At 34.2% G+C, this 15,999-nt stretch carries 18 protein-coding genes; 10 read left to right on the forward strand and 8 right to left on the reverse strand.

Features of this window, described 5'->3' with window-relative positions:
- The first annotated feature begins 84 nt into the window (after positions 1 to 84).
- The 8 genes from ureA to AC4FRF_RS16455 are packed head-to-tail and all read left to right on the forward strand — an operon-like array spanning position 85 to position 5,755.
- On the forward strand, positions 85 to 387 hold the full coding sequence (gene ureA / locus AC4FRF_RS16420) for an urease subunit gamma (RefSeq protein ID WP_491161193.1): 303 nt from the start codon (positions 85 to 87) through the stop codon (positions 385 to 387).
- Positions 384 to 743: an urease subunit beta gene (gene ureB, locus AC4FRF_RS16425; RefSeq protein WP_491161195.1), complete on the forward strand. Its 360-nt coding sequence runs from the start codon at positions 384 to 386 to the stop codon at positions 741 to 743. Before ureA ends, ureB begins: the two co-directional genes overlap by 4 nt.
- Positions 744 to 749: 6 nt before the next feature.
- A complete protein-coding gene (gene ureC, locus AC4FRF_RS16430) occupies positions 750 to 2,471 on the forward strand; it encodes an urease subunit alpha (protein ID WP_491161197.1) in 1,722 nt (573 codons plus the stop codon).
- Positions 2,472 to 2,963: an urease accessory protein UreE gene (locus tag AC4FRF_RS16435; RefSeq protein ID WP_491161199.1), complete on the forward strand. Its 492-nt coding sequence runs from the start codon at positions 2,472 to 2,474 to the stop codon at positions 2,961 to 2,963. It begins immediately after the preceding gene.
- Entirely contained in the window at positions 2,963 to 3,649 is a 687-nt protein-coding gene (locus tag AC4FRF_RS16440) for an urease accessory protein UreF (RefSeq protein ID WP_491161201.1), read from the forward strand. The genes AC4FRF_RS16435 and AC4FRF_RS16440 overlap by 1 nt, the downstream gene beginning before the upstream one ends.
- A 9-nt stretch (positions 3,650 to 3,658) precedes the next feature.
- Complete coding sequence (gene ureG, locus AC4FRF_RS16445; RefSeq protein WP_491161203.1) at positions 3,659 to 4,294, forward strand: urease accessory protein UreG; 636 nt, start codon at positions 3,659 to 3,661, stop codon at positions 4,292 to 4,294.
- Complete coding sequence (locus AC4FRF_RS16450) at positions 4,291 to 5,070, forward strand: urease accessory protein UreD (protein ID WP_491161205.1); 780 nt, start codon at positions 4,291 to 4,293, stop codon at positions 5,068 to 5,070. The genes ureG and AC4FRF_RS16450 overlap by 4 nt, the downstream gene beginning before the upstream one ends.
- A complete protein-coding gene (locus AC4FRF_RS16455) occupies positions 5,060 to 5,755 on the forward strand; it encodes a hypothetical protein (RefSeq protein WP_491161207.1) in 696 nt (231 codons plus the stop codon). Before AC4FRF_RS16450 ends, AC4FRF_RS16455 begins: the two co-directional genes overlap by 11 nt.
- Positions 5,756 to 5,799: 44 nt before the next feature.
- On the opposite strand, the gene AC4FRF_RS16460 is transcribed toward AC4FRF_RS16455, so the two are convergent.
- The 8 genes from AC4FRF_RS16460 to AC4FRF_RS16495 form a co-directional block, all read right to left on the reverse strand.
- Positions 5,800 to 6,570, reverse strand: coding sequence for a LamG domain-containing protein (locus AC4FRF_RS16460; protein WP_491161209.1), 771 nt, complete (start codon positions 6,568 to 6,570; stop codon positions 5,800 to 5,802).
- 15 nt (positions 6,571 to 6,585) lie between these two features.
- Positions 6,586 to 7,023: a retropepsin-like aspartic protease gene (locus AC4FRF_RS16465; RefSeq protein ID WP_491161210.1), complete on the reverse strand. Its 438-nt coding sequence runs from the start codon at positions 7,021 to 7,023 to the stop codon at positions 6,586 to 6,588.
- Entirely contained in the window at positions 7,020 to 9,647 is a 2,628-nt protein-coding gene (locus tag AC4FRF_RS16470; RefSeq protein ID WP_491161212.1) for a CHAT domain-containing protein, read from the reverse strand. Before AC4FRF_RS16470 ends, AC4FRF_RS16465 begins: the two co-directional genes overlap by 4 nt.
- A gap of 30 nt (positions 9,648 to 9,677) precedes the next feature.
- Positions 9,678 to 10,094 (reverse strand): GxxExxY protein, encoded by a 417-nt coding sequence (locus AC4FRF_RS16475; RefSeq protein ID WP_491161214.1) that lies wholly within the window; start codon positions 10,092 to 10,094, stop codon positions 9,678 to 9,680.
- 55 nt (positions 10,095 to 10,149) lie between these two features.
- Entirely contained in the window at positions 10,150 to 12,105 is a 1,956-nt protein-coding gene (locus AC4FRF_RS16480) for a DUF7849 domain-containing protein (RefSeq protein ID WP_491161216.1), read from the reverse strand.
- A gap of 187 nt (positions 12,106 to 12,292) precedes the next feature.
- On the reverse strand, positions 12,293 to 13,258 hold the full coding sequence (locus tag AC4FRF_RS16485) for a hypothetical protein (protein WP_491161218.1): 966 nt from the start codon (positions 13,256 to 13,258) through the stop codon (positions 12,293 to 12,295).
- A 237-nt stretch (positions 13,259 to 13,495) separates the two neighbouring features.
- Entirely contained in the window at positions 13,496 to 14,080 is a 585-nt protein-coding gene (locus AC4FRF_RS16490) for a hypothetical protein (protein ID WP_491161220.1), read from the reverse strand.
- 90 nt (positions 14,081 to 14,170) lie between these two features.
- Entirely contained in the window at positions 14,171 to 14,458 is a 288-nt protein-coding gene (locus AC4FRF_RS16495) for a DUF8108 domain-containing protein (protein WP_439227650.1), read from the reverse strand.
- A 123-nt stretch (positions 14,459 to 14,581) separates the two neighbouring features.
- On the opposite strand from AC4FRF_RS16495, the gene AC4FRF_RS16500 reads away from it, so the two are divergent.
- Together AC4FRF_RS16500 and AC4FRF_RS16505 are read left to right on the forward strand one after the other, a co-directional pair.
- Positions 14,582 to 15,163, forward strand: coding sequence for an RNA polymerase sigma factor (locus AC4FRF_RS16500; RefSeq protein WP_491161222.1), 582 nt, complete (start codon positions 14,582 to 14,584; stop codon positions 15,161 to 15,163).
- A gap of 5 nt (positions 15,164 to 15,168) precedes the next feature.
- The gene (locus tag AC4FRF_RS16505; RefSeq protein ID WP_491161224.1) at positions 15,169 to 15,891 is read left to right on the forward strand and encodes a tetratricopeptide repeat protein; all 723 of its coding nucleotides are present in this window, start codon (positions 15,169 to 15,171) and stop codon (positions 15,889 to 15,891) included.
- Positions 15,892 to 15,999 lie beyond the last annotated feature (108 nt).

Below are 15,999 nucleotides of genomic sequence, written 5' to 3' on the forward strand. Positions count from 1 at the left end.
TTTTATTTAAAATGTTCCGTTATAGATTCGGATTTCAATAAAAAATAATGATATTTTTGTAATAATAAGTTCAAATAAGATACCATGCACCTAACTCCTAAGGAAATAGAAAAATTACTCTTGCATACTGCTGGAGAAGTCGCCCATAAAAGAAGAAAAAGAGGTCTTAAGTTAAATTACCCAGAAGCAATTGCTCTAATTAGTTCGGAACTTTTAGAAGCAGTTAGAGATGGAAAAACGGTTGCCGAACTCATGCATTATGGAACAACAATTCTGAGTAGAGAAGATGTAATGGAAGGAGTTCCTGAAATGATACACGATATCCAAATTGAGGCTACCTTTCCAGATGGAACTAAATTAGTAACCGTTCATAATCCAATCAAATGATACCAGGAGAATATATTTTAAAAGAGGAACCTATTCAAATTAATGTTGGTAAGCGAACCGTTGCTATTGAAGTAACCAATACTGGAGATCGTCCGATTCAAATTGGTTCTCATTTTCATTTTTTTGAAGTCAATAAAAAAATGGATTTTGATCGAATGAAAACTCTTGGAATGCGATTGAATATTGCATCAGGAACTGCGGTGCGTTTTGAGCCAGGAGAAGAAAAAGAAGTGGAGTTAGTTGAAATAAGTGGTGATAAAACTATTTATGGATTCAATAATTTGATAGATTCAAATGTCAATATTTTAGACAAAGAAAGCATTCAGGAAAAATTAAACGAATTTCTAAAACCATAATATGCGATGAGTATAGAAATAAATAGAATAAAATATGCCAATATGTTTGGGCCAACAGTTGGTGACAAAATACGATTGGCTGATACAGAATTGTTTATCGAGATTGAAAAAGATTTTTCGGTTTATGGGGAAGAAGCTAAATTTGGTGGAGGAAAAACCATTCGCGATGGAATGGCACAATCCGCTAGAGCCACCAGAGATGAAGGAGTGCTTGATTTTGTAATTACCAATGCCATGATTATTGACCATTGGGGAATTGTGAAAGGTGACATTGGTATTAAAGACGGAAAAATTGTTGCCGTTGGAAAAGCAGGAAATCCAGACACTATGGATGGCATTACCGAAAATATGATTATTGGTGCCTCAACCGAAGTGCATTCGGGAGCAGGATTAATTGTTACCGCTGGAGGAATTGATACGCATATTCATTTTATTTGTCCGCAACAAATAGACCACGCTTTATATAGTGGAGTGACCACTATGATTGGTGGCGGAACAGGTCCAGCTGATGGAACCAATGCTACAACGGTAACTCCGGGAGCTTGGAATATTCAAAAAATGCTCGAAAGTGCAGAAGCTTTTCCAATGAACTTAGGCTTTTTTGGAAAAGGAAACTGTTCTACATTGGATCCACTTGTAGAACAAATTGAAGCAGGAGCTTTAGGATTAAAAATTCACGAAGACTGGGGAGCTACTCCGGCTACTATTGATGCTTCCTTAACTATTGCTGATAAATACGATATTCAGGTTGCTATCCATACGGATACACTTAACGAAAGTGGTTTTCTGGAAGATACTGTGAAAGCAATTGATGGCAGAGTAATTCATACTTTCCATACCGAAGGAGCAGGAGGAGGTCATGCACCTGATATTATTAAGGCAGCCATGTATCCAAATGTTTTGCCATCCAGTACTAATCCAACGCGTCCTTTTACTATTAATACTATTGACGAACATTTAGATATGTTGATGGTTTGTCATCACTTGGACAAATCCGTGCCTGAGGATGTATCTTTTGCTGATTCTAGAATTCGTCCAGAAACTATTGCTGCCGAAGATATTTTACACGATTTAGGTATCTTTAGTATGATGAGTAGTGATTCACAAGCCATGGGAAGGGTGAGTGAAGTTGTAATCAGAACTTGGCAAACCGCTCATAAAATGAAAATCCAAAGAGGCTTTTTACCCGAAGATGAAGCCAATAAAAATGACAACTTTAGAGTAAAAAGATATATTGCCAAATACACGATAAATCCTGCTATTTCTCACGGAATTTCAAAACATGTAGGTTCTATTGAACCTGGAAAACTAGCCGATTTAGTGTTGTGGAAACCAGCTATGTTTGGCGTAAAACCCGAATTGATTATCAAAGGTGGAATGATTATCGCAGGACGAATGGGAGATCCTAATGCTTCTATTCCTACCCCGCAACCTGTAATGTACCGTCCTATGTTTGGGGCTTATGGAAAAGCTTTGCATAAAACCTGTGTTACTTTTGTTTCCAAAATTTCGATTGAAAACAAAACGATTGAAAAATACGAATTAAACAAAATTATCCTTCCGGTAGAAAATTGCCGAAACATTGGAAAGAAAGATTTAATTCACAATGATAAAACCCCAAATATAGAAGTCAATCCAGAGAATTATCAAGTAAGAGTAGATGGAGAGCACATAACTTGCGAACCTTTGAAAGAAGTACCAATGGCGCAAAGATATTTTTTATTTTAAATGATTATTACCACTAAAATTCAAGCCGAATCGCTTTGTCTTAAACCGAGAACTGAAATCTTAATTGATTTTGAATGGTTTGAAACCAATAAGCGTATCCAACATAAAACAGCAAGAGATGGTAAAGATTTCCGATTGAAATTTTTAAACGAAAATCCTAATTTAGAACAAGGAGAAATCTTAAGTCAGGAAGGAGATAAGAATTACGTAGTGAATATTCTTCCTTGTGATTGCTTGGTTATTATTCCCAAAAATAATTTTGAAACGGCCTCTATTTGTTATGAAATAGGAAACAAACATTTGCCGTTGTTTTATGAAGAAGAAGCCCTATTAGTACCTTTGGAAAAACCACTTTTCAGGCAGCTTTCTGCTATGGGATTTGAAGTCTATGAGCAAACAAGACAGTTGTTAACTCCTTTAAGAACTTCAGTGGCGCCACATGGAGAAAGTGGTACTTTGTTTTCGAAAATTATGAATCTAACCCAAAAATAATGAAAAGTTCATTGCTGCATTTATTGCATCTTTCTGATCCTACTTTGCCTATTGGGGGATTTTCACATTCTTATGGATTGGAAACCTATACTCAAAAAGAAATAGTAAAATCGGTAGAAAGTGTACGAGTTTTTTTGACCGAAATATTGACTCATAGTATTTTGCCTAATGAAGCTTCTTTTATTAGTTTGGTTTACGATGCTTGCGAGCAACAAGATTGGGACAAAATTATAGAACTTGATGGTTTGTGTCATGCGTCAAAATTACCCAAAGAAATTAGAACCGCTAGTCAGAAACTTGGAATTCGGTTAACGAAAATTTTCAATCCTTTAATTGAAACCGAATTAACCCAAGAATTAAAATTGGCACTAAAAAACAAAAGTATTTATGGACATTATTGTATTTTATATGCTATATATGCACACGAATTAAAAATAGAAAAACAAGAAGCTTTAGAAGGATTCTTTTATAATACAACCATTGGTTACATCACCAATGCTGTCAAATTAATCCCTTTGAGTCAGGATTCCGGACAAATAATGCTGTTTGAATTATTACCTGTTTTAGAAAAATTGACTCAAAAAGCACTACAGCCCAATCTTGAAGTATTAGGGATGAGTGCTACTGCATTTGACATTCGGGCTATGGAACATGAAAATTTATACTCCAGATTGTATATGTCTTAAAAATAAAAAATGGAAAGAAATTATATAAAAATAGGAATTGCTGGACCAGTAGGTTCAGGAAAAACAGCTTTGATTGAAGCTTTAACGCGCGAATTAGCCTCTAAATATTCACTAGGTGTAATTACCAATGATATTTATACACAGGAAGATGCCGACTTTTTAACAAAAAACAGTTTATTGCCAGCGGATAGAATTATAGGCGTGGAAACAGGAGGTTGTCCTCATACTGCTATTCGCGAAGACGCCAGTATGAACCTTGAAGCAGTGGATGAATTGATAGAACGATTTCCAGATATCGAATTGGTTTTTATCGAAAGTGGAGGCGATAATCTATCGGCGACTTTTAGTCCTGATTTAGCGGACTTAACCATCTTTGTAATTGATGTTGCCGAAGGAGATAAAATCCCAAGAAAAGGTGGTCCAGGAATCACACGTAGCGATTTGTTGATGATTAATAAGATTGATTTAGCTCCTTATGTTAATGCAGATTTAGGTGTAATGGAACGCGATGCCCGAAAAATGAGAACAGGAAAACCTTTTGTTTTTACCAATTTAATGAAAAAAGAAGGCTTGTATGATGTGATTGGTTGGATTCAAAAATACGCCTTGTTAGAAGCTGTAAACGAACCTAATTTAGTTAGATGATTTCAAAAGTAAGCATAGAAGCTGAAGTAAAAAATGGCTTAACCCAATTGAAATCGGCTTTTTTTAATACCCCGTTTAAAGTAGTTGACATTCGTGAAGACAAAAAAAATCCCTTGTTGGAACTTATTTTGATGAGTTCTTCACCTGGAGTTTTGGACGAGGATGAATTGTATTTTGATTTTACTTTGCATGAAAATAGTCAAATGGAGTTTACTACTCAATCTTTTCAACGCTTGTTTACCATGGAAAAGAGCGCTTTTCAAGAAACAAATGTGACCTTGAAAACCAACTCTTTTTTATGCTATTTGCCACATCCTTGTGTACCTCATAAAGGTTCTAGTTTTAAGAGTAGCAATACGATTTATTTAGAAAAAAATGCTTCGGTACTTTGGGGTGAAATTTTTACTTGTGGAAGAAAACTAAAAGAAGAAGTTTTTGAATTCAAGCAGTTTCAATCGGTGACAAAAATTTATCAGGACAATAAGTTGGTGTTTTTTGAAAATTTATATTTAAAACCATCGGAATCTAATCCGATGAATTTAGGACAATATGAAGGTTTTACACATCAGTTGAGTTTGGTTTTTTTGAACGAATCTTGCGATGTAAAGAACTTAAAGAAGCAATTAGACACTTATTTAGAGGATAAAAATTGTGTGTTCGGAATTTCAGAAACGCCAACAAATGGCTTGGTTGTTAAAATTTTGCATGACAGAGCCGAAAAACTATTGTCCTGGATGAGAGAAATGACTAAAATAATCAAACAAAATGGATTTTAATATACTTTGCTTAACGGTAATTTCTATAAGTGCCTTGCATACTTTTAGTGGGCCGGATCATTATTTACCGTTTATTGTTTTATCGCGTTCTAAAAAATGGAGCTTAAAGAAAACAATACTTTGGACTTCCTTATGTGGGCTGGCTCATGTTCTAAGTTCCGTATTATTAGGGGTTGTGGGAATAGTTTTAGGCTGGACCTTAGCCAAAACTTTTAACATAGAATCTATTCGTGGTGGATTTGCTTCCTGGATGTTGTTTCTTTTTGGATTAGGCTATGTATTGTACGCCCTTTATAATATGAATAAAAATAAAATTCACAAACATTTTGATACTTCGGAAGAAGGAGAGATTTATGTTTTTGAACACCAACATGGACAAACGGTAGCACCAAACCAACGTTTTAAAGTAACGCCTTGGGTAATGTTCTTCATTTTTGCATCTGGTCCAAGTGAACCCATGATTCCACTTATTATTTATCCCGCTATTGATTATTCCTTAACTGAGGTTGGAATGCTGATTATAGTCTACACGTTAGCAACTGTTTTAACCATGCTATCCATGGTTTTAATTGGTTTTTTTGGTGCTAATTCCATCAACTATAAAGGATTTGAAAAATTTATTGAGTTAATTAGCGGTTCTATAATCTTAGTGTGCGGAATTGGAATGATTTGGCTCGGATGGTAAATGAAAAAGCCTTCTCTTTAGAACAAAAAGAAAGCTTGTTTATTTTATTTAAATGTGACCCAATCAAATAAGGCGTAATTTTGAATCGTAGGAATATGATCGCCTATGAAACTGAGGTTTTCGACACTACAAAAAATCTTAAATTTAGATTGTGTTCCATAATTTAGCGTTTTAGAAGTCATCACTACATCGTTAATTTTCCAAGTAGCTACATATTTTTTCTTAGCGTTTAAAGCTAAATTGATGGTAAGTGTGTACCAATTATCTCTTTTAATTTTAGTTTGAAATGAATGATAGGGATTCGCTTGCGAAGTGAAATAAACAATAAGATCGTCAGCCGCTGCATTTAATTCTTGACGAGCGCTTTCTTTCCCATAACCTATTTCAAAATCAAGTTCGTGCGTATCATCAGTATACAAAAAAGCACCGATGCTAGCGCAATCGCCAACTCCCATTGTGGGTACATAAACACGCCAAGAATAAGTTCCTGAAGTATAAGTGGCTGCCGATTTTACCTTAGTTCTGTCCCAGGTGTTTGCATTGGTAAACATGCGTAAACTTCCATTGTCAAGATAGTAATTAGGAACACCTACCTGAGTGGCATCATCCCATTCGTTTAAATCATTAAAGTCCCAAGTTGTTATACTGCTTGTAGGTGTCTTTGATGTAGGTGGTTTTGACATATCAATTGTGCTGGAGCCGGATTCTTCTGTAGTTGTCCCTGATTGGATTTCGTTAGTAGTATCTTCATTGGAACAAGAAAATAAAAGAAATCCCAGTGCTACGCAGGCTGCTTTATAGTAGTTTTTGGTCATAATGTTTTGGTTTGCTTAGCGTAAATATAAATAATTATTATAATAATCGATGATTGCTTTTCCCTTCAATAATACATCAGCACCAATGATACCGTCAACAGTTTTTGATTTGTAGGCTGTCAAGGCTTCATTGACATGAGATAAATCAAAAATAACCAAATCAAAACTGTGATTTTTCCAGGAACCTAACTGTAATTTGTTTTCTGAAGCGGTCTGAGTAAGCATTCCTGTTGCTCCTGCACCCGAGGCTTTGGTTATTGAGTCTTCGGCATTTAAATTAAATAAAGCAATATGTTCAAAACCTACACAGCTGTTAGAGGCTCCAGTATCTAAAATGAAGTTGCCTCTAATGCCATTGATCTTGGCTTTTATCAGTAAATGTTGCGTCCTGGTAATTTTGAATTTTACTTTTTTATATTTTTCCTTTTTAAGGATTTCGTGCAGGTTTTTCATTTTTTAAATCGGATAAACAGCCAAATTAATGCAATTGCGAGTACAATTCCCAAAATAATATAAATATAATTAAATGGAGCTTTGTTTTTTTCTAAATCACCATAATAGACAAAAGCACTCCAGTAATAAGGAGATTTTTTAGCATTTGAAATAGTTGGGTTTTTCAAAAAATCACGTTTGGCATTAGCATTAGCCTCTAAATAAGATTGACCTTTTTTTATGTTGTGGTAAAAAGAATCCATAAAAACCGAAGTGGTGTAATCATTGACTTTCCACAGCGAAAATAATAAGTTTTGTGCTCCTGCAAATTGAAATCCGCGGGCAATACTCATGGCTCCTTCGGCTTTAAAGAGTTTGCCAATACCCGTTTCGCAGGCGCTTAATACTACTAAATCTGGATTGATATTTAGTTGATACAATTCGGAATACAAGATTTCCTGATCGTAAAATTTAATGCTTGCTGGTGTGTCAATGTCTCCCGATGAAGCGTGCGTGGATAAATGCAAAATAGAATAATTAGCCGCATTGTTTTTAAAATTATCGAAAGTAGCTTCGGCATTTTTATAATACTTTCCTTCGAATTTTTTTTGAATCGAATTCATTTCGTTTTTAGAATAAGATAAAGTGAAAGCTGTGTTTTCGAAAACAGGGAAAATGCCTAAAACTGTTTTGTCCTGCTTTTTTTTATTTGGGTCGAAAGACAAATAAAACTGAGCTGAATTCTCATAACCTATGTTGTAATCATTCAATAAATAATGCATTTGAGCAAAATTAGTAGTGTTCGATTCTTGAGTGATTAAGGCTTCAAAAGGAAGGAAGTTTAAAATTCCGTCAGGGACAATTATCCAGTTTTTATAATTGGTTTTTTGGGGTAAACGCAAAACATCATAGGCTATTTTTCCATAATGATTATAGCTTTTGATGTTGTTTATGATAGCATTTGGATTATTGAAATAGTCAATAAATTGGAGAATTTTTACAGAAGTATGTGCATTATTACTCAATTGGTTTAAAGATATTTTTTTGTTAGCCAAGGTGAAAAAATACATTTTTTCATATCCAGAAAAATACTCAATCATCATGGCTTTGTCTTTTTCTAATTTTTCAAACAAAGCTTTCAAGTCGATAGTTTGTTTTTCGGAAGCGGTGTTTTCAGTACGAATTTTTTTTAGCGAAAGCATCAATCCATTTTGCTTTTCGATGGCTTCATTTATTTTGGCAATGTCTGCCGATTCTCCTTTTTGTTGTTCTTTCAGGATAACATTGCTCCAGTTTTGCAATTGTTCGATGTGGAGTTTTTCTTTTCTTGAAGCGGTTTTATTTTGGGATAAATAACTTTTTAAAACACCCGATTTGCTTTGCTCCGCTAATCGAAAAGCGGCTTCAATATAACTTTGTTTTTGCTCTTTTTGGTACAACAAATCATAAATAGCAATGCATTTTTCGGTGCGGTTTCTTACTCGGGTTTGATTGATGATTTTAGAGTTTTCATACACCATTAAACTAGCAAACAATTCTTCTATGTGGAATGCCAAATAATAGCTTTCTAGTGCTTTTTTGGGTTGGTTTTGTTTGCTGAAAATAGCTGCTTGTAAATCTAAAGCATCTAATAAAGTTGTCTCCGTATAAAGTGAATTTTGTTCCGGTAAAGAATTATTTTTACCAGAATAATTCGGAATTAATAATTTGAATACAGCAGTAATGGCGGCAGTAGATTCCTTTAGTTTTTGTTGTTGAAACAACAAAGAAGCTTCCTCATATTTGAATTGCGCTATTTTGCGGGTAGAAAGATTGGGCGTGGCATAGAAATAGTTTTTGGCCTTTTCGAAATAAGAATTAGCCAATTCAAACTTTTGCCATTGCGCATTAAGTGATGCTAAATTTCGATAACAATTAGCCAGCGTTTCTGTTTGGGTTTTATCCGATTGTAATAATTTGATGGCATCAAGATATTTATCTTCAAGATTTTCGAAAAAATGTTCTCTAATTGGCGGAGTAGGCGGAGTTGGTTTTCTATAAAACAAAACATAGCTGTTCCCCAAATTATTCAACAAAATCCCTTTTTGGGTTTTAGATAATTTCTCGCTTCGGATGGTTTTTTCCAGTAAGTCAATAGCCAAATCAATCTTGCCCGAGTTTTGGTACACATTCGATAAATTAAGTATCGCAGCTATTTTTTTCTCTTGATTTTTTTCTTGGTTCGCAATATAATAATACTGTTTGATGGTGTTTTCGGCATTGTCGTAATCACCAATAATACTGTACAAATTTCCTAATGGTTTTAAGCAAAACTCTACAATGTCATAATTGCTGAGATTATATTTTTTGTGTATTTTCCAGGCATTTTCGTAACTGTTAATTGCATCTTGAGTACGATTGAATTGGTTTTCGTAATAGGCTTTGTTGCAATTTAAAATAACAATCGCCAGGAGTTCCGGTTTTGTTTTAGGTTTTGGATTTTTCCAAAAAGCATTTTCGGTAATACTGAGGTCGTGTAATTTTTCTTCAGTTGGATTAGCTACAAAATGATCAATGGCATCGTAGATTTTATCTTCTAAAGTAATGTTTTGTGCAAGAGAGACTTGAGTTATTAGGAGAAAGATAAAATATTTTTTTAAACACATAAGACATATAAGATTTGCAAAGTCACAAAGTTATTCTGGTAAATTTCTAAAATATTCGTTTACAAAAGTTTTTTGACCTTCATTAAATAAATTTACGCAATGAAAGTTATATAAAATGCCTTTTGGTGTTTTTAATAATTTCATATAAGTTAGTATTTGTGCATGATGAATAGGAGCAAGACTTTCGATTGCTTTTAGTTCAACAACCAAACAGTTTTCAATGAGTAAATCACATCTTAAATCGGTTTCAAGATCTAGACCTTTGAAATTTAATGGAACAGAAAATTCAGATTGGAAAGAAATCTTTCTATTTGATAATTCTTTTTTTAAACATTTATGATAGACACTTTCTAATAATCCGGGGCCAAGTTCTTTGTGAACTTCAATTGCTGCACCATTGATTTCATAGGTCAAATTTTTTAAATAGCTTTTTGTTAACTCCATCATAATTAATATTTAAGTAAAAGAAACTTTTGTGACTTATGTGGTTTAAAAAATGAAACTAAAACTTCCATATTCCATATATTTGGAAATAGTTGAAATTTTCTTTGAAATTCATCACATATCGCACACCTAAACTTGGCCCAATCCGAGCGGCTCCGACTGTTAAATCGAATAATAAACCTGATTTGAAATTGGTAAATGTCTTGCTGGTGGTCTCACTGTTTTCTTGGGTGTCAATGATGTTTGTATCTGGTTTTTCTGTTTCAAAAGTCTCTATCTTGGTATAGCGTTCTTCTTTTTGCGAAGCATTGATATTGGCTTGTACTCCCGCTCCAATTCCGATGTAATTGTTGATGTTGTAGCGGATAAGTAAAGGAATTTCGTTGTTGAAATTAGAATAACTTGTCGTAGAAGTAGTTCTGGTGGCTTGACGAACGCCATTGGCAGAAGAGATTATACTATTGCTAACGGTAGTTTCTGAATTAAAATCATGTTTGCTATTGATTAATTCCGCTTGCCAATAGAAACGATAGGATTTGTATGGCGAAATGGTAGCACCCACAAAATAGCTGGTTGATTTATCTAAGTTTGGATAATAGTTATAACCTGCTTTAGCACCAATCGAAATTCCGGGTAGGAATCGGGTTGTGGCGTAGTTAGTGATAATAGGTTCGTTTTTATCGAAAATAATAGCTGTTCTGCTTTTAGTATTTACTTTATGAAAATCCTTGTTGAATTTCATCGAGTATTTTACAAAGCCTTTAGTACTGTCTTTTTCTTTTACATTTTTTTGTTCGCTTCCAGGCAAATAAATGTTTTTGAAAGTAAAGAAGATTTGCTTTTGCTTAATTATTGTGTCTAAACAACTTGTGGTTGGAATTTCGTCTTTCGGACAAATGGGACATTTGGGGTACATGTCTTCAATTTGGAATGTTTTTTTGTCAAACATATCCGGAATATCGGTTTCTAAGCGAATCATTCGGGCGGGACCTTCGCCGTTGTTTTGAAAACGGGTTTTGAAATTCACTCTTTTATAACGAACGAATCTGTAATTCATAAAGCTTCCATTAGACCCCATTTTGTTAGGGTCATGAGAAGTTACAATTTCCATTTCCAGGTTTTTTATTTTATGGTTTTTGTAACTGCGGTTGGGAACATAAATACCACGCATGGTGATGGTGGCGCTGGTGTCTTTTAGCATTTCAGGTGTAGTTTTGAACGTATAAAAAACATTGCGTGTTTCCTGCGGATTAGCGTCGTCAAATTCTAAGATAGAGACTTTTTTAAAGGTTTTATGTGCTTCGGCAAGTGTAGCCTCTAAGTCTTCTTCGGTAGTGGTGTTTTCGTATTTGTTAATGGGCAAATAATTGTTGGTTGACGCCAAATATAAATTGGATTGATTAATGTCGTTGCTGACAGCAAAAGTGTTTTCTTTGACTTCTCTTTCGCCTGCATAGGTTCGGAAATCAGTCAATTCGAAGTTATTGTCTTTGAATTGTGTTTCGTTATAAAACAGATAGATTTTACCATTGGCAACATAATTTTCTAGGTTTTGATAACTCAGAATGACTTCCATTTCCTGATTAGGAATAGGGTCGCAATTTTTTTGTAAGGTAAAACCATTTTGGTCTGCAACTGATGCGATTTCGTTAAAATTTTTATCTGTGATTTCATTAATAACCACTTTTTTGGGACGGGTTGCTGGAGGTTTTCCGTTGTCATAATTATTGGTTACGGTTAATCGGGTGGTGTAAGTTCCTTTGTTTTTATAGGTGTGTTTGGGTTCGGCTTGTTTGCTGTAAGCACCATCGCCAAATTCCCATAAATAAGAAAAACTAGGTTTAGGTGCGCCTGCAATAGGAATTAATGGTGGTGTTTCGGGTTTGTATGAAACGCTGTTACCATTTTGATTATAAGTGATAGCAGCTCTTCGGGTTATGGTGTCTTTGACTTTTTTTTGTGAAAACAAGAGGAAAGAACAAAGAAGACAGAGAAAAGATAGATAGTATTTCATAATCAAATCTGGTTTTAGCCCTGATGGCAGCGGCATCCTTTTATGGCTTTCTTTAAGACATAAAAGATACAGCGAACAGCAGGAATAAGCTACTAATTCTTGGTTGGTTAACGGTTAAAATCTTTTAAAAATAGAAAAAAGTGATGAGTAAATCACCACTTTTTTCAGAAATTAAATTTGGAGTTCTTTATTGAATCGCATTGATTGCGGCAATTAATTGAGCTTCGGTTCCTACAGTGGTTTCTCCCATTGTGAAAGTGTAAACATCATTAGCTTGAACAGTTACACCTTTGATAGCATATCTCCACATTCCATTGTCTTCGGTTACAAAAATCACGTGACAAGCTAAACCAATTGGAATTTGACCGTAGTGTTCGCTGAATAATCCTTCGGCAGTATAAGTATCTAATTTTGCTAAAGCGTTAGTTCCTTCGCCATCATAAGACAAGTAGATAGAACTGTTTGTGTTGTCATATCCTTCCGGAGCATCGGCAAGGATAGTTGTTTTAGGTCTTGGGTCGCTATAGAAACGGTCAACGTTAGTCCATCCAAAGTTTCCAAAACTTACATAGTAGCTGTTTTGTCCAGCTTCTACACCGCCTTTTCCATTTCCATCGGCTTTACGAGCATCTTCCCAAGCAAGGTTTCCTTCGTCGTCAATGATTCCGTTCCATAAAGTCATAGTGTTGTCAACTCCACCAGTTAAATCAGTAGGAACTTGTAAGCTGATGTTGCAGGTTGTGGCTAATTCTTTTCCGTTTTGAGTGGCTTTGATGAAGAATTCTCCTCCTGAGATTAATAAGTTTCGTTTTCCATCAGGCATAATTCCCATAGTTGGTTTGTTAGTTACCAACATATTTCCTTTATTGAAGATTTCTACGAATTCAATTTTCACATCTCCAGTTACAGGATTTCCGTCTTTAGTCAAACAATTTCCGTTTAAGGTAATTTTTACTCCGTTTTCGGATGTTAGTGTGGTAGCACCGTCTTCGGCTGTGATGGTAAATTCTTGTACCATTTTGTCTAAGGCAGCTTGTCTTACGTTTGCAAATTCTGCTGCTGTTGCTGGCATTTGTTCGTTGTCGTCGTTGTTACAGCTTATTAATGAAATGGCTGCTAAAAATAAAATTCCGATGGTTTTAAGATTTTTCATGATTTCTTGATTTTAATTATGGTTAAAATGATTTTACTTGTTTTATACCGTTATATCAATTAGGTTGTTAAATTGTTACCCCGGTATTTGATTTTTTTTAAATTTTTTTTCTGTGTTTCTGACTCTGTTGTTATATCAATTCTTGTTTTAATTTGTTACCCCTGTTTTTAAAATATTTTTAAAACTTCGGGTTTCTATTGGTATATAAATATTTGTTTCAAATTGTTACCCCTATTTTTAATTTACTTTAAAACCCAATGCAATATAGGGTTGAGCAAAATCAGGAATAGGTCCGCCTGTGCCGTAAAAGTTAGAACTTAAAAACACTACATTTCCCTGAGTAATTGGATACGGAACGTCATTATAATTAGAGGGTCTTAGCAATCGGCCAATAGTTTGATTTAACAGGGTATAGCCGGGAAGGATGGTTCTTTTTACATTGATAATATCTCCGTTATTCACTAGTACAGGAGTAATGGATTGATAATCTAGTGCTGTTTGTGAAAAAGTATGGACTCCGGAATAGGAAGTGTTAGAGGTTGTATTAGTTATCGTCATGGTATAACCGCCTGTATAGGTTGAAGGATTTTGATACCCCACACTACAAATTTCTCCGTCAGCATTAATTTGAATGGTGTATTCATGGGTTTCTAAATCCATGGTTTCCATATCGTCATAACCATTTGCTGTAGAAAAAGCATTTGTAATTAAGGTAGAAACGTAGCCGGTATCACATACGTTATTTGTTGGGTCGTTGTCATTGTCGCAACTAATAATTGATGCGGCTGTAAAACAAAATAATAAGGTTTTAATTGCTTTCATGATTTCTTGATTTTTAATTATGATTAAAATGATTTTCCTTGTTTATACTGCTATATCAATTAGGTATTAAAAGTGTTACCCTGTTTTCAATTAGTTGAGCAAACATTTTTCTTCAAAAACATTTCCATCTTCGTCAATGGCTATAAGGATTTCTTTTTTAGGAGTATGAGTTAGTGTCACATAAATCCAGACCAAAGACCAAATCCCGATGGTGAGGCAAAAAAGTACCAAGTGTACATTGTGGTTGATGTTTTTTTGTTCTTTTGTCAAAACCACATAGGGTAATTTGGTGTTGTATTCGGTTATTTTAAAACCGGCTTTTATTTTATTCGAAAGCTTTTTAGAAAAGTTTTTAGTACTGTGTGCTTTATTTTTCATAGTTTCTAAATTGAAATTATTCTTCTGCTATTAGTCTTATATCCATTTGATTTTATAATTGTTACCTATGAAATCCGTTTTTATTTCAGATTCTTTTTTACATTAGCAGTTAAAATTTTTTCTATGTCCAAAAATCTATTGCATCCTGATCAATATTTAATAGAAGGATTGGCGAATAACGATTCGGCGATAATCCAGTCCATTTATAAGAAGTTTGTTCCCAAGGTGGTTTCTTATATCAGAAACAATTCGGGCGATGAAGATCAGGCGCAAGATGTAATTCAGGATATCATGATTTTGTTGTTCAATCAGGCTAAAGCCAAGCAATTGCAATTGACCTGTCCTTTTGATGCCTACTTTTTTTTGTTGTGCAAAAGAAAATGGTTGAACGAACTCAAAAAATCGGCTAATAAAGGGGTAACAATTTCCGATGATTTTACATCTGTTAATGAACTCACAGAAGAAATGGTGGCACAAACAGAGGTGTTTGAAGAAAAGCAACAGCTTTTTGATACCATGTTTCAGCGATTAGGTGAAAAATGCCAAGAAGTTTTAAAGTGGAGTTTTACTTTGAAATCAATGGAAGAAGTAGCCGAAAAACTGAATGTAACTTATGGTTATGTTCGAAAGAAAAAATCGCTTTGTACTGGTCAATTGACGCAGTGGATTCAGGAAAGTAGTCGTTTTAAATCATTAAAAAAATAGAAGTCATGAACGAGGACAAATACATATTATTCGATCAATATCTTCAGGACGAATTGTCAGACGAGGCCCGATTGGATTTTGAAAACCAACTTTTGGAGAATCCTGAATTGGCTTCTGAATTTGAAACTTTCAAAGAAGTACAATTACAGTTAGAAACAAAATTTGATTTTGCAGTTGATAGAGATACATTTGAAGCAAATTTAAAAAGAATTTCTAACGAACATTTTAAGCCTAAAAATACTAAAGTGATTTCGTTGAAACCTTGGGCGTATTTAGTTGCGGCATCAGTGGTTTTGTTATTGGGATTGTTTTTGTTTAATCCTTCCAAACCTAGTTTTGAGGATTACAATCAATACGAAAACGCTTATTTAACCGAAAGGGGAGATGAGGTTGCGAATTTAAAACAAGCTGAAATAGCTTTTAATGCTAAGGATTATAAAACCGCTATTCCGCTTTTTGAGTCTGTTTTAAAAGAAAATAAAACGGCAGAGATTCAGTATTTTTATGGGATTTCCTTATTAGAAAACGACCAAATTGAAAAAGCAGAAGTAGTTTTTAACGAAATAAAATCAGGTAATTCTATTTATAAAAACAAAGCTATTTGGAGTTTGGCTTTAGCCAAATTAAAACAAAAAGATTATAAAGGCTGTCAGGAAATCCTATTGACAATTCCTGCTGATTATGAAAATTACAATCAGGTTCAGGAATTGTTGGATAAATTGGATTAAGTTTTTAAACACATAAGAAACAAAGGAAAACCAAAGACACAAAGATTTTATACTTTGTGTCTTTGGTTTTTAATGGGATTAAAATAAAACTTTTGTGTCTTTTGTGTT

The organism is Flavobacterium sp. ST-158, from assembly GCF_058309975.1.